The 21,164-nt window shown below is 55.2% G+C and carries 16 protein-coding genes; 10 read left to right on the top strand and 6 right to left on the bottom strand.

From position 1 onward, the window contains the following. Positions 1–27: 27 nt before the first annotated feature. The 8 genes from EX31_RS04895 (at position 28) to EX31_RS04865 (ending at position 5,324) form a co-directional block, all read left to right on the top strand. Positions 28–330: a malonate decarboxylase subunit delta gene (locus tag EX31_RS04895; RefSeq protein WP_037033697.1), complete on the top strand. Its 303-nt coding sequence runs from the start codon at positions 28–30 to the stop codon at positions 328–330. Continuing rightward, positions 320–1,162, top strand: a complete 843-nt coding sequence (locus tag EX31_RS04890) for a biotin-independent malonate decarboxylase subunit beta (RefSeq protein ID WP_037033696.1) — start codon at positions 320–322, stop codon at positions 1,160–1,162. Before EX31_RS04895 ends, EX31_RS04890 begins: the two co-directional genes overlap by 11 nt. Beyond that, complete coding sequence (mdcE, locus tag EX31_RS04885) at positions 1,159–1,974, top strand: biotin-independent malonate decarboxylase subunit gamma (RefSeq protein WP_037033695.1); 816 nt, start codon at positions 1,159–1,161, stop codon at positions 1,972–1,974. The genes EX31_RS04890 and mdcE overlap by 4 nt, the downstream gene beginning before the upstream one ends. 190 nt (positions 1,975–2,164) lie before the next feature. Continuing rightward, positions 2,165–3,127, top strand: coding sequence for an AEC family transporter (locus tag EX31_RS04880; protein WP_013573582.1), 963 nt, complete (start codon positions 2,165–2,167; stop codon positions 3,125–3,127). Positions 3,128–3,144: 17 nt separating this feature from the next. After that, positions 3,145–3,771 carry a malonate decarboxylase holo-ACP synthase gene (locus EX31_RS04875; RefSeq protein WP_037033694.1) on the top strand — a complete coding sequence of 209 codons (627 nt, stop codon included), beginning with the start codon at positions 3,145–3,147 and terminating at the stop codon, positions 3,769–3,771. A gap of 27 nt (positions 3,772–3,798) precedes the next feature. Further along, on the top strand, positions 3,799–4,734 hold the full coding sequence (gene mdcH, locus EX31_RS04870) for a malonate decarboxylase subunit epsilon (protein ID WP_037033692.1): 936 nt from the start codon (positions 3,799–3,801) through the stop codon (positions 4,732–4,734). A 100-nt stretch (positions 4,735–4,834) separates the two neighbouring features. Beyond that, entirely contained in the window at positions 4,835–5,074 is a 240-nt protein-coding gene (locus EX31_RS25145) for a DUF4160 domain-containing protein (RefSeq protein WP_013573585.1), read from the top strand. After that, positions 5,058–5,324 (top strand): DUF2442 domain-containing protein, encoded by a 267-nt coding sequence (locus EX31_RS04865; RefSeq protein WP_037033690.1) that lies wholly within the window; start codon positions 5,058–5,060, stop codon positions 5,322–5,324. Before EX31_RS25145 ends, EX31_RS04865 begins: the two co-directional genes overlap by 17 nt. Here the strand turns inward: EX31_RS04865 and EX31_RS04860 are convergent. The 6 genes from EX31_RS04860 to greB form a co-directional block, all read right to left on the bottom strand. Continuing rightward, entirely contained in the window at positions 5,304–6,224 is a 921-nt protein-coding gene (locus EX31_RS04860) for a LysR family transcriptional regulator (RefSeq protein ID WP_013573587.1), read from the bottom strand. The two genes, EX31_RS04865 and EX31_RS04860, sit on opposite strands and share 21 nt — an antisense overlap. A 68-nt stretch (positions 6,225–6,292) precedes the next feature. Continuing rightward, a complete protein-coding gene (locus EX31_RS04855; protein ID WP_013573588.1) occupies positions 6,293–6,532 on the bottom strand; it encodes a FeoC-like transcriptional regulator in 240 nt (79 codons plus the stop codon). Positions 6,533–6,540: 8 nt separating this feature from the next. Beyond that, positions 6,541–8,859 carry a Fe(2+) transporter permease subunit FeoB gene (gene feoB, locus EX31_RS04850; RefSeq protein ID WP_014411500.1) on the bottom strand — a complete coding sequence of 773 codons (2,319 nt, stop codon included), beginning with the start codon at positions 8,857–8,859 and terminating at the stop codon, positions 6,541–6,543. An 86-nt stretch (positions 8,860–8,945) separates the two neighbouring features. After that, positions 8,946–9,170 (bottom strand): ferrous iron transporter A, encoded by a 225-nt coding sequence (gene feoA / locus EX31_RS04845; RefSeq protein WP_037033688.1) that lies wholly within the window; start codon positions 9,168–9,170, stop codon positions 8,946–8,948. 399 nt (positions 9,171–9,569) lie between these two features. Continuing rightward, positions 9,570–11,900 carry a Tex family protein gene (locus EX31_RS04840; protein WP_014411501.1) on the bottom strand — a complete coding sequence of 777 codons (2,331 nt, stop codon included), beginning with the start codon at positions 11,898–11,900 and terminating at the stop codon, positions 9,570–9,572. Positions 11,901–12,011: 111 nt separating this feature from the next. After that, the gene (gene greB / locus EX31_RS04835; protein WP_013573592.1) at positions 12,012–12,485 is read right to left on the bottom strand and encodes a transcription elongation factor GreB; all 474 of its coding nucleotides are present in this window, start codon (positions 12,483–12,485) and stop codon (positions 12,012–12,014) included. Between the two features lie 231 nt (positions 12,486–12,716). Here greB and EX31_RS04830 point away from each other — a divergent pair, with 231 nt between their 5' ends. After that, positions 12,717–18,734, top strand: a complete 6,018-nt coding sequence (locus tag EX31_RS04830; protein WP_037033685.1) for an alpha-2-macroglobulin family protein — start codon at positions 12,717–12,719, stop codon at positions 18,732–18,734. A 56-nt stretch (positions 18,735–18,790) separates the two neighbouring features. Next, complete coding sequence (gene pbpC / locus EX31_RS04825; protein ID WP_037033683.1) at positions 18,791–21,160, top strand: penicillin-binding protein 1C; 2,370 nt, start codon at positions 18,791–18,793, stop codon at positions 21,158–21,160. Positions 21,161–21,164 lie beyond the last annotated feature (4 nt).

Below are 21,164 nucleotides of genomic sequence, written 5' to 3'. Positions count from 1 at the left end.
TAACTAACATCAGTACAAAGAGGTGTTATGGAACGTTTTGAATTTAACTACCCGGCGGCAAAACCGCTGGCAGGCCGTGCCGAAGCAGGCGTGGTAGGTTCCGGCGATTTAGAAGCGCTGTATGAACCAAAAACAGTCAATGAACTGAACATTATCGTCACCACCTCGGTCGACGGCAGCCATACCTTATGGCTGAACTTTTTTAACCGTCTGAGCGCGCTGCGTGAATTACCGGCAGGCCGTCTGGACATTAATGATTTTGGCGCCACACCAGGGGTTGCCCGTCTGCGTATCGAACAGGTCTTTGAGGAGGCTGAAAATGCCAACTGATACTGATCAGAGCTTTATCGAACTGAGCGCCCGTCAGCGCGCCCGCAAACTGCTGGACGACGCCACTTTCCGCGAACTGCTCGGGCCGTTCGAACGCATTATGTCTCCGTGGCTGGAACCGCAGGGCATCGTGCCGCAGGCCGATGACGGCATGGTCGTCGCCAAAGGCCAGATTAACGGTCAGCCCGCCGTGGTTGTGGCGATTGAAGGCAGCTTCCAGGGTGGCAGCATGGGCGAAGTGTCCGGTGCCAAAATGGCCGCTGCGCTGGAACTGGCTGCAGAAGATAACCGTAACGGCATCCCGACGCAGGCCGTTCTGCTGCTGGAAACCGGCGGTGTGCGTTTGCAGGAAGCCAATCTGGGTCTTGCCGCGATCGCTGACATTCACGCCGCCATTGTGGATTTACGCCGCTATACGCCGGTGATCGGCGTCGTTGCCGGTACTGTCGGTTGCTTTGGCGGGATGTCGATTGCCGCCGCGCTGTGCAGCTATCTGATTGTCACCCGTGAAGCCCGTCTGGGACTGAACGGTCCGCAGGTTATCGAACAGGAAGCCGGTATCGATGAATACGATTCCCGCGACCGTCCGTTTATCTGGAGCATGACCGGTGGCGAAGTGCGTTATCACAGCGGGTTTGTTGATGCGCTGGTGAAAGATTCCCTGAATGAAGTGAAAGACAGCGTGCTGGCCTTTATTAAAGCGGGCGTACCTGCGACACATCGTTCTGATAATTATGATTATTACCTGCCAAAACTGACCGGTTTTGACACCGCGCAGCAGGCCAGCCGTGAAGTGACGGAAGCCTTGTTTAACCGGGAGGATCGCGCATGAGCAACGTAGCAAATAATGCAGCCAGCCGGGGTGATTACTGGTTCGCTGAACTGACCAAAGACGCCACACCGGTAACCGGTCTTTGCCCTTCCGTGAAAGCGGCTGATGGCAAAATGAATGACCAGCCGGTACGTTTTATCGCCGTGGTGCCGGACAATAATAACCAGTATCCGCGTGCAGCGGGCGGCGAAGTCGGTTTGCTCGAAGGCTGGAATCTGGCAAAAGTCGTTAACGACGTGATTGACGCCGACGCTGATGCCAGCACCAAACGCGCCATCGTGGCGGTCATCGACGTACCAAGTCAGGCTTATGGTCGCCGCGAAGAAGCATTCGGTATCCATCAGGCGCTGGCCGGTGCCGCAGGCGCTTACGCCAAAGCGCGTCTGGCCGGGCATCCGGTGGTCGGGCTGATTGTCGGTAAAGCGATGTCCGGTGCGTTTCTGGCGCACGGTTATCAGGCTAACAAACTGATCGCCTTCAAAAACAACGGCGTGATGATCCACGCGATGGGTAAAGAATCTGCCGCACGTATCACCTTACGTTCTGTGGATGCGCTGGAAAAACTGGCTGCCACCATTCCGCCGATGGCTTACGACATCGAAAACTACGCCACGCTGGGCCTGCTGTCGCAATTACTCGACATCGCTGACCCGGACAAGGCCACACCCGACGACATCAGCAACGTGCAAAACGTTGTCTGGCAAAACATCCAGGACGCACGCAAAGAAGGCGTTAGCCTCAGCAACCGTCTGGGTGCAGAAAACCGCGCAAGTTCGCAGCGCGTTCGCCAGCAGATGCGCCAGGAATGGTAATTCGTTAACAACTTTCAGTCTCAACCGGTAACGCACCTGCAAACAGCGTGACGCAGCCGCATTGCGGGTTCCCGCCCTGACATACCGTCCGGGCGAGGGCCTGCTGTTGTCTGCAACTGGACTGTCATACTAAAAAAACCATCGCACCGGCGCCGACTGAGCAATCATTTTTTGCCTCAGGAAAAACGCTATGACTTACGTAATATTGCACGCGCTTGCCCCTATTTTCGTCATCATGATCCTCGGTTTTTACGCCGGGAAAGCGAAAATGGTGGATAACCAGAATGTCTCTTTACTGAATATTTTCGTGATGGATTTTGCTTTACCTGCTGCGCTGTTTGCAGCCACCGTACAAACCCCGTGGGCGGGCATTGTGGAACAATCACCGCTGATTCTGGTGCTGGTTCTGGCGATGTGGATCACTTATGCGGCGATTTACTTTATTTGCACCAAAGTCTTCAAAAAATCTGCGCAGGATGCGGCGGTGCTGACGCTGACTGTCGCACTGCCAAACTATGCGGCACTGGGTTTGCCTATTCTGGGCAGCGTGCTGGGTGATGCGCCGTCAACATCGCTGTCCGTCGCGGTCTCTATCGCCTGCGGTTCCGTGCTGATGACACCATTCTGTCTGCTGATTCTGGAACGTGAAAAAGCGCGTCTCAGTGGTGAAAATCAGGGATCTTCCCTGGCATTACTGCCGGTTCTGATGTGGCGTTCAGTGAAAAAACCGATCGTCTGGGCACCATTGCTGGGCGTGATCCTGTCAGCGATTGGCATTAAAATGCCGGAAATTTTCCTGGCTTCGATCAAGCCGCTGGGGTTGTCAGCCACCGCATCTGCGCTGTTCCTGACCGGTGTGATCCTGTCAGCCCGTAAACTGAAAATTAACGGTCCGGTGTTGTTGTCTTGTGTGGCGAAAAACCTGATCCAGCCGTTCATCGCCTGGGGTCTGGTTCTGGCATTTGGCCTCAGCGGTCAGGTTGCTGTGACCGCAATCCTGATGATTGCGCTGTCTGCCGGTTTCTTCGGTATCGTGTTCGGTAACCGTTTCGGTGTGCAGTCCCCGGATGCAGAAGCATCACTGCTGATCAGTTCCGTATTGTGTATCGTGACTTTGCCGCTGTTTATCTCACTGACCGCTGCATTGCATTGATTTAAGAAGGATTGAATATGTGTGACCCGCGTGCCCATGATTTTGTCTGGATAAGCGACAGTTCAGCGCTGCAAAGCGACACAACCTTACCCGAATGGGTAAACACCGGCTGGCGCACTGCGCTGCCGCTGGTAGTGCGTCGCGATAAGCGTGCTGACGGTGCGGTTCCGGTGGGTATTCGCGGGCTGACCCGTATTCAGCGAGCCGCCGCCTGGATTGACCCGGCGGCGGTGGAGCGGGTCGTCACGCCCGAATCACTGGTCAGCGACGTGAATGCATTACTGCATTTGCCGTTTGTGTCACAGCAACCGGTGCAGGCGCTGATTACGTTATGCAGTCTGAAGCTGCCTTTCGCGTGGGGCGTGACGGGCAGTTGCGCCTACGCGCTGGCCAGTGACCTCCCGGTGATGCATGCCGACAGCGATCTCGATTTACTGGTCCGTTGCGACACACCGGCAGAACCTTCTCAGTTTTCCGATTTTTACAACCAGCTTCAGCGGCTTCCGTGCCGCGCCGATGTTCAGATCAATACGCCGCAGGGGGGATTTGCCCTCAGCGAATGGTTGCGTGGCGGTGACATCATGCTGAAAACGGCGTCCGGCCCGTTGCTGGTGCGCGACCCGTGGCAATTGCCGGGAGACTGAACCCGGCCACAAGAAGCAAGGAGCACGATGAAAATCTTATTTACCTTCCCCGGGCAAGGGCCGCAGGTGCCGCAAATGCTGCATCGCCTGCCGGATAACCCGCTCACGCATTCCCTCATCGAACAGGCCAGCCTCGCGCTGGATGAAGACGTTCTGCTGCTCGACAGCGCCGATGCTCTGCGTTCCACCCGCGCGGTACAACTGTGTTTACTGATTGCCGGTGTGGTCTGGGCGAAACAATGTCAGGCCGCAGGGATTGAGGCTGATTTTTGCAGCGGGCTGTCGATTGGCGCGTTTCCGGCGGCGGTGATTGCCGGTGCGCTCGACTATTGCGATGCTGTACGTCTGGTCGCACTGCGCGGTGAACTGATGCAACAGGCTTATCCGCAGGGCTTTGGCCTCTCGGCGATCACCGGCCTGCGTCAGATGCAGGTTGAAGATCTGGTGGCGCAGGTCAACAGCGCGGAATCACCGGTATATCTGGCGAATATTAACGCGGAAGATCAACTGGTAATTGCCGGCAGCGATGCCGCGATGGCGCAGGTGATGCAACTCGCTAAAGCGCAGGGCGCACAGAAAACCCATCAGCTGGCGGTCAGTGTGCCGTCACACTGTGCGCTGCTTGATCAGCCTGCGGCGAAACTGGTGGAGGCGTTTAAACAGATTCATATTTCCCGCCCGATCAGCGGTTATCTCAGCGGAACAACCGGGCGTGTGTACTGGCAACCGGAAAAAATCGCTGACGACCTGGCGATGAACATGGCCCGTACTGTCAACTGGCGTGACGCCATGGTTGCCGCGTATCAGCGCGATGTAAGGCTGGCGATTGAAATGCCGCCGGGCGCGGTGCTGAGCGGCCTGACACGCCGCGCGATGGAGCAGGGCGAAGCGCTGTCGTTATGCCAGTCCGGCATGCAGGTTGCGCGACGTCTCGCAACACGGTTACGGGAAAACGAACGCTGATTAAAGGCGTGATAGGTTGGTGATGCTACGGAATAAAAGCCTTTCCTGAGTGAAAGGTTTTTTGTTTTTATCGGACCGTTTATACAGGGAAGTCACCGCCATGCCAGTGATACTACGCTTTAAAAATTACCGTTTTTTCTTCTATTCCAATGAAGGAAATCCTCTTGAACCGCATCATATTCATGTAAGATCTGGTCAGAAAGAAGCCAAACTATGGCTTTCACCTGTTGCCCTATGTCGCCAGACAGGTTCTTCTGCCAAAGAGATCAGGGAAATTATAACGTTAACTAACGTTTATCAGACACTATTTCAAGGAGCATGGAATGAATATTTCGCCTAAAAGTGTTCGTTTTGATGAAAGTACAATGTGGGTGACTCTTGAAGATGGCCAGATCCTGACAGTGCCGCTGGCGCAATTTCCTGTTCTGCTGAACGCAACACCCGCACAGCGTCAGGATTGCGAAACCAGTGCTTATGGTTTGCATTGGGATGCTCTGGATGAAGATATTTGCATTGAGGGCTTAATCGTGGGAAAGCCGATCGCTAAACCGGCGACCCATACGAATGCGTCAGCGCTTTCTGCTCGCTAGCGCATACATCCGGCTTTCAGCGGCGAGGGCGAGCAGATTCGGGTCGTGCTCGCGGCTGTGCGGAAAGACCAGCGAAATGGTCTGGCGCATCTGGTAGGCTTCGGCCAGTGGCAGTAATTTCACCGTATTCTCATACACGCCTTTCATCCTGCCGGGAATCAGTGTGTAACCGACACCCGCCTGCACCAGACTCAGCATCGAGAAAATATCATTCACCCGCGTCACGATATCCGGTTCGAAACCGGCGACCTGGAAGGCTTCCTGAAAGCCGTGATAGGTGGCGAACCCTTCGGCCAGCGACACGAATTTCTTCTGTTTGTAATCGCGTAAATCCGCTGTGCCTTCTGAAATCAGTTCTGCGCTGGCCGGTGCGGCGAGGAAGATATCGTCCTGAAACAGCGGCAACTGATCGTAACGCTGGGCATCGACATTGGAATCACTGGTCGAAATCAGGATGGCATCCAGCTGACCGTCTTCCAGCTTGTGCAGTAAATCATTGTTGGACCCCATCACCAGTTCCAGTTCAAGCTCCGGACGGCGCAGTTTCAGCCCCATGATCAGGCGCGGAATGGTTTCCAGCGTCAGCGAATATAACGTGCCGACTTTCAGCCGCTTATCGCCAAAACCGGCGGCGCGCCGGGTCGCCAGAATACCGTGTTCCATTTGCTCGATGACCTGCGTCGCGTGCTCCAGCAGCGCTTCAGCCGCAGGCAGCGGCAGCAGATTGCGGCCACGATGGATAAACAGCGGGCAACGTAAACCTTCTTCCAGTGAATGCAGGGCGCGATGCACGCTGACGCTGCTCAGACCGAGTTGTTCAGCAGTACGCGTGATGTTTTGCTTTTCCATATAAGCGAGGAAGATTTCGAGTTTACGGAAGGTGATTTCACTGTCGATCATGCAGGCTCCTGCGGGCGTAAACGAGGAGTGATGATAGCCGCGACGCGGCTATCAGGAAAGGCTTTGAATCAGTGTCGGGTGAGCTGATAGCTCACCGTGAGGCATTTCTTGCCGTCGGCGCAGCTTTTACAACTGCCGCTCAGACAACTGTCATCAGCTTCGACCACTTCTGCTTTGCGCATGGCGACCAGCCGTTCAAGCATCGCCTGCACCAGCGGTTGTGGTGCATTAAGCTGATGGCTGAGCTGGCGGGCATCTGCCCGCCCGGCCAGTGCGAGACTGTCGCGAACCTGAATCAGACTGGTCATCTCATCTCCTAGTGGCAATCGCTGCCGGTAGCGGGTTTACAACAGGCCGCCACATTGCGCGGTTGCAGATGAACGCTGACCCGGCTGCGGGCTTTGCGCAGGGCGGTTAAGACGAGGGCATTGAAAATCAGGACGATCAGGATAATGCCCGCGCTGTGTGCCGGATGCGTGCTGAACGTTGCCGCCTGATAGAACAGGGTTGCCAGTGAGTACGCCACGTTTAGCCCCCAGAAGATCGAGAACGTCATCCAGCTACGGCTGGTTTCACGGGCAATCGCCCCCATCACCGAGACGCAAGGCACGTAAAGCAATACAAAAATCAGGTAGCTGTAAGCCGAAATCGCCGAACCAAATTTGGTGCTCATGACGCCCATTGAGCTGACGCCCATTTCGCCGTCGCCTTTGCTGGCTTCGATCGGGTTCGACAGCACGCTGATGCTGAAGGTATCTTTCAGACCCTGCCAGGTTTCTTTCACCGCGCCGCCCAGTTCATCGAACAGGTTGAAGCTGGCCGCATCGAAGGCTTCATTGGTGATGTGTTCGGCGGTATATAGCGTGTTCAGCGTACCGACCACCACTTCTTTTGCCATCGCACCGGTGACCAGACCCACGGTCGCCTGCCAGTTGTCAGGATGTACGCCCATCGGCGAGAGCACCGGTGTCAGCACTTTACTGACTGACGCCAGCGCCGAGTCATTGATGTTATCCACCGCCTTGCCGCTGAACGAGAAACTGTTCAGTGCGCCGATGAAAATACTGGCAATCACGATTACCTTACCGGCGCGCAGTACGAAACCTTTCAGACGTTGCCACGTTTGCAGCAGCAGGCTTTTCAGGTGCGGCACGTGATACACCGGCAGTTCCATCACAAACGGCGAGGCTTCGCCGCGCATTATGGTGTATTTCAGCAGCAGTCCGGTCAGGATAGCGACCACGATGCCCAACAGATACAGCGAGAACACCACGGATGCGCCGTCCTGCCCGAAAAAGGCCGCAGAGAACACCGCAAAAATCGCCAGACGTGCGCCGCATGACATGAACGGCGCCATCATCACGGTGATCAGCCTTTCACGCGGCGCATCCAGCGTGCGGGCACCCATAATAGACGGCACGTTACAGCCGAAACCGACAATCAGTGGCACGAAGGATTTACCCGGCAGGCCGAGCGACTGCATCAGCCTGTCCATGACGAACGCGGCACGCGCCATATAACCGGAGTCTTCAAGGAACGACAGGAACAGATACATCATGCCGATTTGTGGCACCAGCGGCAGCACGGTATTGATACCGCCACCCAGCCCCTGTGCCAGAAAAATGGTCAGCCATTGCGGGAAATGCAGGGTAAAGCCAATCCACTGCATGCCCTGAATGAAAATCGCAGCGGAGCCGATATCGAAAATCGGCTGCAACGCACCACCGATGTTGATGGCCAGCACGAACATCAGATACATCACCAGCAGGAAAATCGGTACGCCCAGAAAGCGGTTGAGGATCACGCGATCGAGCACCTGCGTCAGTTTATTCGGCGCCGTAAGGTGGGAGTTGCTGATCTCTGCGCAAAGCGCCGCGATGCTCTGATAACGCGCATCGGCGATCAGCAGTGCCGGATCGTCCAGTTTCTGCTCAGCCAGCCGTGCTCTCACCTGCGGCAATAATGCCTGTGCGTTGCCTGCGTGCGTCTGGCTATAAATATCCCCTTCAAGAATTTGCAGTGCCAGCCAGCGGCGTTGTTGCAGCGCCATGGCTGGCGGCATTTCGGCGGCCAGGACATCGACTTCCTGTTGTAAAACCGGATGATATTGCACACGTTCCAGCACAGCCACTTGTGGCAATTCGTCGATGGCGGCTTTCAGTTCTTTGATGCCGCTGGCACGGGTAGAAACCAGCGCCACCACCGGGCAACCCAGACGAGCAGACAGCGCAGGGATATCAATATTGATGTTCTGGATTTTGGCGATATCCAGCATGTTCAGCGCCACGATGCATGGCACGCCCAGTTCCAGCAGTTGCAGTGTCAGGTATAAATTGCGCTCGAGGTTTGAGGCATCGACGACGTTGATCATCAGATCCGCGTCGCCGCTCAGAATGTAATGGCAGGCAATTTGTTCATCGAGCGAAGTTTGCTCGGAAATGGTGGTCAGGGAATAGGTACCCGGTAAATCCACCAGCGTAATCTGGTGCGCTGCGGTGGCAAACTGACCTTCTTTGCGCTCGACGGTCACGCCGGCCCAGTTACCGACACGCTGGCGTGAACCGGTTAACTGATTGAAAAGCGTGGTCTTACCTGAGTTTGGGTTACCAATCAGGCCGATCGTTAATGGTTTCATTCGATAAAATCTACGTGTCAGAAAAGGTAAACATGCAAGCCCGGGGCCGCCGCGAAAAATGAACTGTCAAAGGCCTGATGTTGGGATCAGGCCATCAACTCGAGCTGGAGGAGATCGAGGTCTTTTCTGCGGACGACGAGGCTGGTACGGCGGGTTTCGATTTGTACCGGATCACCCATTGGCGCAACGCGGATAATGTTGAAAAATGACCCCGGTAACATCCCGAGTGACAACAGTTTCTGCCGGTAAGCCGGGCTGATTTCGTGTGAAAAGCCGGTAATTTTATAAGCACGTTTTGATTGAAGTTGCATAGTTCCTCGCGAAGCATTCAGGCATTTTTGGGGGCAGCGTGACAAAGGTTACGCCGCGCTTCCGTGCCCGGTGATCTCACTTAACTGCGAAATATTGCTCAGAAATTGTCCATGGTGCGAAATTGTCAGCCTGTGGCTGACGGCGTATTGAATACGCAAAGAAGTACAAACGAGAATAGTTATCATAATTAGTACGCGTGTGGAGACAAAAGAAAAGAGGGGGTGCCTCTTCACGGGAATCTCCACCGCGTCGCTATCGTATGCCTGCCGGATGGCCGATTTATTGATTTACCTCAGTGATTGATTCATTAAGACAGAGTTTAAAAAGTGTCGAAAAAAGATACATAAAAAAAGCCGCTGGATATCAGCGGCTTTGGTGTGGCGGGGAAAAACGAAGAATTAACGTTTTTTGCCGAGCGCGGCGGCCAGAGCATCGGCCATCGCGTTATTGCCTGCTGGCGCGGCATTGCGGCCCGACGGTTTGTTTGGCGCGTGGCGTTTCTGATTGTCTCGTGAATCTGACGCTGGCGCGGAAGAACGGCGCGCGGGTGCTTCGCCCGGTTGCTCGTCCAGTCGCATGGTCAGCGCGATACGTTTGCGTTGCAGATCGACTTCCATCACTTTGACTTTGACGATGTCGCCCGCTTTCACCACCGTGTGGGGATCTTCGACGAATTTGTTCGCCAGTGACGAGATGTGAACCAGGCCGTCCTGATGGACACCAATATCGACGAACGCACCAAAGTTGGTGACGTTAGTAACAGAGCCTTCGAGGATCATGCCCGGCATCAGGTCGTTCATGGTTTCCACGCCCTCGGCAAAGGTCGCGGTTTTAAACTCTGGACGCGGATCGTGCCCCGGTTTTTCCAGCTCTTTGATAATGTCGGTGACCGTCGGCACACCGAACTGCTCATCGGTGAATTCGCTGGCTTTCAGGCCGCGCAACACATTGGAATCGCCCATCAGTTCTTTCAGCGCCAGCTGTGTCGCCGCCAGAATGCGTTCCACTACCGGATAGGTTTCCGGGTGAACTGTCGAGGCATCAAGCGGGTTGTCGCCGTGGTTGATACGCAGGAAGCCCGCGCATTGCTCAAAGGCTTTTGGCCCCAGACGGCTGACTTTCAGCAACTGTTCGCGGTTACGGAACTGACCGTTTTCGTCGCGCCAGTTAACGATATTCTGCGCCATCATGCGTGTCAGACCGGCCACGCGGGTCAGCAGGGGAACGGATGCGGTATTGAGATCAACACCCACGGCGTTCACGCAGTCTTCGACGACGGTATCGAGTTTTTTCGCCAGCTGAGACTGGCTGACGTCGTGCTGATACTGACCAACACCGATGGATTTCGGGTCGATTTTCACCAGTTCAGCCAGCGGATCTTGCAGACGTCGCGCAATGGAAACAGCACCACGAATCGAAACGTCCAGATCCGGGAATTCCAGCGCCGCCAGTTCGGAGGCGGAATACACCGATGCACCAGCTTCACTGACAATCACTTTCTGCGCTTTTACCGCCGGGAACTGTTTTTGCAGCTCAAGGAAGAAGCGCTCGGTCTCGCGGGACGCGGTGCCATTACCGATCGCCACCAGTTCGACATTATGTTTGATGCACAGCGCGGCAACCTGTTGTGCGGCTTTTGCAGCCTGACCGGTGTGGGGATAAACCGTATCGATATCCACCAGTTTGCCGGTGTTATCCACAACGGCGACTTTTACACCGGTACGTAAACCCGGATCGAGACCCATAGTGGCGCGCATACCGGCGGGGGCGGCCATCAGCAAATCGTGCATGTTGCGGGCAAAAACGTTGATCGCTTCATCTTCGGCGCGTTCGCGCACGGTGCCCATCAGCTCGGTTTCGAGGTGCAGCAGCACTTTGATACGCCATGTCCAGTTGACCACGGCACGACGCCAGACGTCAGCAGGCGCGTTGTTCAGGCGCAGGCCCAGATGGTCGATGATCAGTTGTTCGGCATAGCTTTCTTTTGGCGGCTCGTCATGCTGCGGATCGGCATTCAGCGCCAGTTGTAAGATACCTTCGTTGCGGCCGCGGAACATCGCCAGCGCGCGGTGTGAAGGCACCTGAGAAATCGGTTCGTGATGGTCGAAATAGTCGCGGAATTTCGCGCCTTCCTGCTCTTTACCTTCCACCATACGGGACGTCAGATGGGCGTTTTTCCACAGGTAATCGCGGACTTTCGCCAGCAGCGCGGCATCTTCAGCGAAACGCTCCATCAGAATGTAACGTGCGCCATCAAGGGCAGCTTTGGTGTCGGCCACGCCTTTATCGGCATCAATGAATTTTGCGGCAGCAGCGTCCGGCTCGTTTTGCGGATCGTTCCACAGCAATTCGGCCAGCGGCTCCAGACCGGCTTCGATAGCGATTTGTCCGCGGGTGCGGCGCTTGGGTTTGAACGGCAGGTAAAGGTCTTCCAGCTCGGTTTTGCTCAGCGTGGTATTAATGGCTTTTGCCAGGTCGTCGCTGAGTTTGCCCTGTTCCTCGATAGATTTGAGGATGGTCTGGCGGCGGTCTTCCAGCTCCCGCAGATAACCCAGACGGGTGTCCAACTGACGCAGTTGGGTATCGTCCAACCCACCGGTGACTTCCTTACGATACCGCGCAATAAACGGCACGGTATTACCTTCATCCAGCAGACGCACCACGGAAGCAACCTGCTCCGGGCGAACCTGCAATTCACTTGCGATAATGCGGCTCAGTTGATCATTCATAGGTCTGATATCAGTTTTTTTCGTTTAAAAAGCAGGGCACAGTTATACGGTTTGAAGACATAAAATGCCAGTCATCAGGCTGTCCGCCTGCGTGTTTTGAGAGTTAGCTGATCATTTCCCGTAGTCAATCTCATTGACGTACCAGGTCGCGTCGCCAACCGGTGTGGTGACCACCAGACTGTCGCCGACTTCTTTTTTCAACAGCGCGCGCGCCATCGGCGAGTCGATAGAAATGTAGTCTTTACGGCCAAAAATTTCGTCATATCCGACAATGCGGAAACGCTTGATGTCGCCGTCGTCATTTTCGACTTCCACCCAGGCACCAAAGAACACTTTGCCGTCCTGTTGCGGTGAATAATCGACGATGCGCAGCTGTTCCATGCATTTGGTCAGATAGCGGATGCGGCGGTCGATTTCACGCAGCCGTTTCTTATTGTACTGGTAATCGGCATTTTCACTGCGGTCGCCCAGGCTTGCAGCCCAGGTGACCTTTTTGGTCACTTCGGGGCGTTCATCGCGCCACAGGAAATCCAGTTCAGTTTTGAGCTTGTCGTAGCCTTCACGGGTAATCAGTTTCGTCTTCATGTCACCTGTCGCTTTGCGCAAAATCCTCGCGCTATTGTTTCACACAATCGTGTCGCTGGCAGCGCAGAAATCAGCCGGAAATCTCCGGTTGCTGCTACGCTTTATCTGATGGCTTTTTAGGCGAATAATCATTATCCTGCGGCGCAATGCGTTGAATTTAATAAAAGTCCTGATTCGCATAAAAATATCACTTCTGGCGATGGTTCACAGGGATTAGGGGTACAGCAACAAATGGATTTATTAAAATTCTTACTTCGTCTGCCTTTTACATTGATAAAAGGTGTTTTCCGCGTGCTGGCTTTTGTTCTGGGCCTGCTGGGTCGTGTCTTCAAACCGCTGGTCGGGAATATTGACTGGCGGGCGCCTGCCTGGTGGACAGCCACTTCAGGCTGGCTGAAGCGCAGCTTTACGCGGATGGAAAATGGCGTAGATAAATACCCGAAAGCCATCAGTCTGGCGATTCTGGTTTTGCTGTGCGCCGCAGGTGCTGGCGTTTACGGCTGGCACTGGTGGCTCAATCGCCCGCAGCCGATAGAACCTGCACCGATGGTTTATCAGGACACCAGCGTGAGCGTCAGCGGCCCCGAGTCCGTCAATTACGCCGCGCAAAAGCCTGCACCGCAGCAAGTCATTTTCAGTTTCCGCCATTCTGCCGCGCCCGTGACGGAAGTGGGCAAAGTGGTCGAAAAAGGGATTTCCCTGAAACCTGCCACGGAAGGTGAATGGAAATGGGTAAGTGGTTACACCTTAGTGTTCACGCCTAAAAATCCGCTGCCGATGGGCAACAAATATGATGTGAACTTCACCCCTGATGTGCTGCTTGCGCCACAAATTAAACTGGCGAAAACTCGCTATGAATTTTCTGCCCCGGCTTTCGGTTATCAGTTGGGTCAGGCCGAGTATTATCAGGACCCGCAGGATCCCCAAAAACGCAGCGCGATTTTTAACGTTAAATTCAACGCACCGGTGGATGTCGCCAGTTTCGAAAAACAGATTTCGCTTGGCCTGACCGAAGGGAAAGCCAAAACCGGGACGAAACTCAATTATTCTGTGGTCTATGACCAGAAGAAACTCAATGCCTGGGTACATTCCGAACCGCTGAAATCGCTGGATCACGGTGGTTCCGTGCGTGTCATCATTGGCGAAGGCGTGAAAGCCTCTGTACCCTCAAATGCCACCGCGCAGGCGAAGAATGGCGTGGTGTCCGTGCCGACGCTCTATAGCCTGACGGTGAACGAAGCCAGCGCGCAGGTGGTGGATGCCGATGGCGCGAAAGGCCAGCGTGCGCTGATCGTCGGGTTCAGCGACGCGGTCAAAGACAAAGATATCCGCCAGGCGGTCAAAGTCTGGTTACTGCCACAGCATAATCCAAACGATCAGGACGAAGCCAAAGGCCCGGATGATTACGCAAGCTGGGCAGTCGACAGCGTCGAGAATAATGTGCTCGCGCAGTCCACGCCGCTGAATATCCAGCTCAATGACGCGGAAAGTGATTATCAGCCGCAGTTCAGCTTCCGTTTCGATGCGCCAGCCCACCGCGCCATGCTGGTGGAAATTGACAATATTCTGACATCTTCCGGCGGCTATAAAATGCCGGAAAAAGTCTACCGTATCGTCCAGGTTCCGGATTATCCGAAATCCCTGCAATTTATGTCGCAAGGCTCGCTGCTGTCGGTCAACGGTGACAAGCAAATCAGCGTCGCGGCGCGTAACGTACCGGGGCTGCGCCTGGACATCAAACGGGTGATCCCGAGCCAGCTGCAACACATCGTGTCGTTCAAAAGTCGTGAATATTCATCGGCGGAATTTAACCGTCTGAATGACGAGTATTTCACCGAGCACTTCAAATATCAGACGGCGGTGAATAACGACAAGCCGGGTGAAGTGAATTATCAGGGCGTCGATCTTTCGCGTTATCTCTCCACTGATCCGACCTCGCATCGCGGCGTATTCCTGCTGACGCTGTCGGAATGGGATCCGAAAAAGAAAGAAGTGAAACCGGAAGCGGATGACGACGGCAATGTGTATCAGGATGAAGACCAGAGCGGAGATGAAGCGCCGGTTGGCGATTCGCGATTCGTTGTTGTCACCGATTTGGGGATTATTGCCAAGCGTTCGCAGGATAAAACACGCGACGTATTTGTGCAGTCAATTCACAGCGGCACACCGGTGGCAAATGCGAAAGTCTCGGTTATTGCTAAAAACGGCGTCACGCTGCTGACCCAAACCACCGGTGCTGACGGGCATGTACGTTTCCCGGCGCTGGACGTTTATACCAGCGAGCGTCAGCCGGTGATGTTCCTGGTGGAAAAAGAGGGCGATGTCTCCTTCCTGCCAGCGGACCGGAATAACGATCGCGGCCTCGACTTCTCCCGTTTTGATGTCGATGGCGAAATCACCCCCAATGACCCGCGTACGCTGAGCAGTTATCTGTTCTCCGATCGCGGCGTTTATCGTCCGGGGGATACCTTCAATATCGGGTTGATCACCCGCGCTGCCGACTGGAGCAACGGGCTGGCGGGTGTGCCGGTGCGTGCGGAAATTCACGACCCGCGCGACAAGCTGATGAGCACCATCCCGCTGACGCTCGGTGCCAGCGGTTTCAATGAGCTGAGTTATACCACTGACGATAATTCACCTACCGGTGAATGGAATGTCTATCTGTATCTGATCGGCAAAGACAATGAGTCTTCCACTTTGCTGGGACATACCTCAGTTAACGTCAAAGAGTTCGAGCCGGATCAGCTGAAGGTGAAATTGCAACTGACGCCGGAGCGCAAACAAGGCTGGGTGAAACCGTCAGAATTGCAGGCCAATATTGACGTGCAGAACCTGTTCGGTACGCCTGCGCAGGACCGGCGCGTGACCTCGAAACTGACGCTGCGCCCGATGTATCCGAGCTTCGATCAGTTCCCGGATTACGCTTTCTATGAGAACCGCCAGAACAGCGACGGTTTCGAAACGGAACTGGAAGACCGCACGACGGATGAAAAAGGCGCGGCGAATATCCCGCTGGATCTGAAATCTTACGCTGACGCGACCTATCAGTTGCAACTGCTGTCCGAGGCGTTCGTGGCCGGTGGCGGACGTTCCGTGGCCGCAACGGCTCGGGTGCTGGTATCGCCGTATGACTCTCTGGTCGGCGTAAAAGCCGACGGCGATTTAGGCTATATCAACCGCGATGCAGCGCGCCATCTGAACATTATTGCGGTCGACCCGTCACTGAAACAGATTGCGTTGCCGGATCTGAAAGTCGCGCTGATTGAACAGAAATACATTTCAGTGCTCACCAAACAGGATTCCGGCGTTTACAAGTATCAGTCGAAAATGAAGGAAGTGCAGTTGTCGGAACAGCCGCTGTCGCTGACGGCGCAGGGCAACGACCTGACGCTGGCGACGGATAAACCGGGTGATTTCGTGCTGGTTATTGAAGATGCGAAAGGCAATGTGCTGAACCGCATTGGCTATACCGTGGCCGGCAACGCCAACCTCAGCCGTTCACTGGACAGGAATGCCGAACTGAAGCTGAAACTCAATCAGGCGGAGTACCAGCCGGGTGAGGAAATCGAGGTGTCCGTTAACGCGCCGTACACCGGCAGCGGGCTGATTACCATCGAGAAAGATAAAGTCTACAGCTGGCAGTGGTTCCACACCGACACCACCAGTTCGGTGCAGAAAATCCGTGTTCCTGCAGGCATGGAAGGCAACGGCTACATCAACGTGCAGTTCGTGCGTGATGTGAATTCCAATGAAATCTTTATGAGCCCGCTGAGCTACGGCGTGATGCCGTTCAAAATCAGCACTAAAGCCCGCCAGAACACTCTCGAGGTCAACGCGCCTGAGGTGATTAAACCGGGGGAAAACCTGGTCATGACGGTGAAGACCGACGGCCCGCAACAGGTGGCGCTGTTTGCCGTCGATGAGGGAATTTTGCAGGTGGCGCGTTATCGCCTGAAAGATCCGCTGGAGTACTTCTTCCGTAAACGTGAACTGGGCGTGGAAAGCTCGCAAATTCTGGATCTTATCCTGCCGGAATTCAGCAAGCTGATGCAGCTCGCCGCCGCGCCGGGCGGTGACGCCGGTGAAGGGCTGGATCTGAACGTCAATCCGTTTAAGCGTAAGCGTGACAAGCCGGTGGCGTACTGGTCGGGCATTACCGAAGTGAACGGCGAGAAGCAGTTTGATTATCCGGTGCCGGATTATTTCAACGGTAAAATCCGCGTGATGGCGATTTCCGTGACGCCGGACAAAATCGGTAAAGCGCAGACCTCGGCAACCGTGCGCGATAACTTCATCATGACGCCAAACGTGCCGTCGATGGTGGCACCGGGTGATGAGTTTGATGTCAGCGTAGGTGTCAGTAACAACCTCGAAGGGCTGAACGGCAAAAGCATTCCTGTTGCTATCCACCTGACTGTACCGCCGCAGCTTGAAGTGGTGGGCAAAACCGATCAGAACCTGTCGCTGGCTGAAAAACGCGAGGGCGTGATTAATTTCCGCTTACGCGCCAAAGCCTTGCCGGGCGATGCGCCGCTGGTGTTTGAGGCGACGTATGGCGATAAAACCAGTCGCCGCACGATCAGTACGTCGGTGCGCCCGGCAATGCCGTTCCGTACGCAGTCGGTGATGGGACGCATGAACGGCAGCAGCCAGAACGTCGATAATCTGCGTCAGATGTTTGATGCTTACGCGGTGCGTAAAGCGGCGGTGTCCAACTCGCCGCTGGTACTGACCAGCGGGTTATCCCAGTATCTGGCGGATTATCCGTATTACTGTTCTGAGCAGATTGTCAGCCGCTCGGTGCCGCTGATCCTCGGAACCGTGCATCCGGAAATGCGTGGCAATCTCAGCCCGGCGGACAGCAGCAAGCAACTGAAAGATATGCTGGGGGTGCTGCGTTCACGACAGAACGACAGCGGCGCGATTGGCCTGTGGCGTTCATCGCCGCAAACCGATCCGTTCGTCACGCCGTATGTAGTGCAATATCTGCTGGAAGCCAAAGCGGCGGGCGTTGCGTTGCCAGCCGGTATGCTGGAAGAAGCCAATTCGGCACTGCGCGAACTGGCGGGAAATCAGAATGATGATTTGTATACCCTGCGTCTGCGCGCATGGGCGGTTTATTTGCTGACGCGTCAGGGTGAAATCACCACCAGTTCGCTGGCCTCGGTGCAGGACACCTTGCAGCAGCGCTATCCGGACACCTGGAAAACCGATCTCAGCGCGATGTATCTGGCGTCTTCTTACCGTCTGCTGAAAATGGATGATGAGGCGAATACGCTGTTGCAACCAACGTGGGCGCAACTGAGCAAGGCGTATGACAAAGCCTGGTGGACGCAAAGTTACTTTGATCCGCTGGTGCAGGACGCGACGCGGCTGTATCTGATCACCCGTCACTTCCCGGAAAAAGTCTCCGCGATTCCGCCACAGGTGCTGGAAAATATGGTCAAGGCACTGAAAGAGGAACGCTACACCACGTATTCCTCGGCAATGAGCATTCTGGCGCTGGAGAGTTATTCCGCACAGGTGGCGGCGCAGGCCACGGCACCGGATACGCTGAAAATTACGCAACTAAGCAAAACCAAAAATGTCGAACCGCAGCTGATTTCACAGGTTCAGGGGCTGTTTGCTAAAGCGAATTTCACCGCTGACGCGCAGGCACTTCGCATTGAAAACGGCAATAACACGCCCGCCTGGTACGTGGTGACGCAGGCGGGTTACGATCTGGCAGCGCCTAAGAAAGCCATTTCCCGCGGTCTGGAAATCACCCGCGATTACACCGATGAAAAAGGCAACGCAGTCACGCAGGTGACGCTGGGGCAGAAGATCAATGTGCATCTGAAAGTCCGCGCCAACTCGCAGGAAGGGCAGGACAATCTGGCGATTGTGGATTTGTTGCCGGGCGGATTCGAAGTGGTCCAGCAAACGCCACCGGAACCGGAATCTGACAGCAGTGATGAAAACAGTGAAGCAGAAGCTTCAGCGTCCTGGCAGTCACCGCTGGCGGCATCGGGTTCTACGTGGGCACCGGATTACAGCGATATTCGTGAAGATCGCGTGGTGATTTACGGCAGCGCCAGCACCGATGTGCAGGAGTTTGTGTATCAGATTAAAGCCACCAACACCGGCAGTTTCGTGATCCCTCCGGCTTACGGGGAAGCGATGTATAACCGTGAAGTTCAGGCGTTGTCGGTCAGTGATAAAAAACTGGTGGTCGTGCCGGCTGATGAAGCGGCTGTTGCTAAAAAATAACACAATGCAGAAGCCCCGCCGCTGATGGCGGGGCTTAACCTGTTCTGAGTAGCAAGATGATCACCTTTCGCGCATTTTCTAAAACAGCCAAACGTCTGCTGCAAAACATCGCGATGGCGGTTTTTTTACTGGCGATGATTATTGTGGCATGCCGCCTCTGGCCACATCCGCTCCTTTCTCAGGGCCAGCCTTTTTCCACCGTCTATTATGACCGTCAGGGTACGCTGATGCGTATCACGCTGGCGAACGACGACCGTTATCGCCTCTGGACGCCACTTGAACAGGTTTCTCCGCTGGCGGTGAAAAGCTTGTTGCTGCATGAAGATCGCTGGTTTTATATCAACCCCGGTTTTAACCCGTTCAGCCTGATGCGGGGGTTCTGGCGCAGCTATGTGACGGGTGGAAAGATGCAGGGCGGCTCCACTATCACGATGCAACTGGCGCGGATGCACTGGCATCTGAACACCCGCACGCCATCGGGTAAAATCATGCAGGTTCTGCGCGCGGTGCAACTGGAACTGAGTTATTCCAAACATGACATTCTCGAAGCCTATCTGAATACCGCGCCGTACGGACGAAATATTGAAAGCATTGGCGCGGCCAGCCTGATTTATTTCAACAAAGCCCCGAAGGATCTGACGCTACCGGAAGCACTGACGCTGGCGGTTCTGCCACAATCGCCGAGCTACCGTATCGACTCTAAAACGGGTGTTGTCGGTGCGGCGCTGACGCAGGCTCGTAACCGGCTTTTCCAGCGCTGGCAGGCCCATTATGCAACCGACAGCAGTCAGACTTCATTGTTCAGATTGCCGCTGGCACTGCGCCAGCCCGAACAGATGCCTTATATTGCGCCGCATTTCATCGAGCAGTTACGCCAGCAGAACCCGCAAATTATCCGCACGGATACCCGTATCGACACCACGCTGGATGCCGGTTTGCAGCGGCTGATCGAGCGGCAGGTGAATGCGTTTATCACCCGCAACGAAAGCCGTGGGATTCACAATGCTGCTGTTGTGCTGGCCGATACCCGTGATATGGGTGTGCGTGCGCTGGTCGGTTCCGCCGATTACTACAACCGTACGATTCAGGGGCAGGTGAACGGCACCAATGCGAAACGCTCGCCCGGTTCGGCGCTCAAACCGTTTATTTACGCGCTGGGCATGGAGCAGGGCGTGCTGCATCCGATGACTATTCTCAAAGATGTACCTTCAGCATTTGGGGCATATGCGCCGGAGAATTTCGACCGGCGATTTCTCGGACCAGTGACTGCCACCGATGCGCTGAACTTCAGCCGCAACATTCCGGCCGTGTATGTGGCTTCACAGCTTCGCCAGCCGACGTTCTATCAGTTTCTGCGTCTTTCCGGCGTGGCGGATATGTCCAGCGAGAACCATTATGGTTTATCGCTGGTGCTGGGCGGTGGCGAAGTGACGATGCAGGAACTGGCAAAACTGTACGCATTGCTGGCGAACCGTGGCGTCTTACAGCCGTTACGGATGCAGAAATCCGATCCGCGGCAGACAACGCCGGTCAGGTTACTGAGTGAAGAGGCCAGTTTCATCACCCTCGATATGCTGCGCCAGCACCGCCGTCCGGGCGATACGCTGGCACAGGCACCGTCTTCACTGCCGGTTTACTGGAAAACCGGCACGTCCTGGGGCTTTCGTGATGCCTGGAGCGTGGGGGTTTTCGGGCCTTACGTGCTTGTTGTGTGGGAAGGGAATTTCGACAGCAAAGGCAACAACGTGTTTGTCGGTGCCGATGCGGCCGCGCCGCTGTTCTTCAATATTATCGACAGCATTACCGCCAGTTATCCTGATTTGCAGGAACCCAAACGCCCGTTTCCCAAAGGGTTGAAAAGGGTGGATATCTGCCTGGCCAGCGGTGATTTGCCGACGCCGTGGTGCCAGCAAAAAGGCAAAACCTGGTTTATTCCGGGCAAGTCGCCGATCAAAGTCGATACGGTTTACCGCCCGGTGCGCCTCGATAAACTGAGCGGTGAAGTGGCATGCCCGCCTTATGAGGAGGACGAAACCCGTACGGAAGTGTTTGAGTTCTGGCCATCGGATCTGGCGAATGTTTTTGCACAGGCAGGGTTGCCAAAACGTAAGCCCCCGGCGAATCACTGCAAGGATGAGGGCGTTGACGTGAGTGGCAATCCGCCACGCATCACGTCACCGCTGAAAAATACCACCTACACGCTGCGGCAGTCACAGCAAGGCCGTGACCGGATTTCCTTTAATGCGGTCACGGATGCGGACAGTAAAACGGTGTACTGGTTTGTCGATGGCATCTACCTCGGCAGCTCCGCCAGCAAATCCGCTATCGACTGGCGGCCTATCAATAACGGCCAGTATCGCATTCGCGCGGTGGACGACCACGGGCGCGCGGACAGCCGGTTGGTGAGTATTGAGATTGTGAACTGAACAG

This window comes from Rahnella sp. WP5 (assembly GCF_000745615.1).
Classification (GTDB): Bacteria; Pseudomonadota; Gammaproteobacteria; order Enterobacterales; family Enterobacteriaceae; genus Rahnella; species Rahnella aceris.
This window is presented reverse-complemented; position numbering and strand designations above follow the sequence as displayed.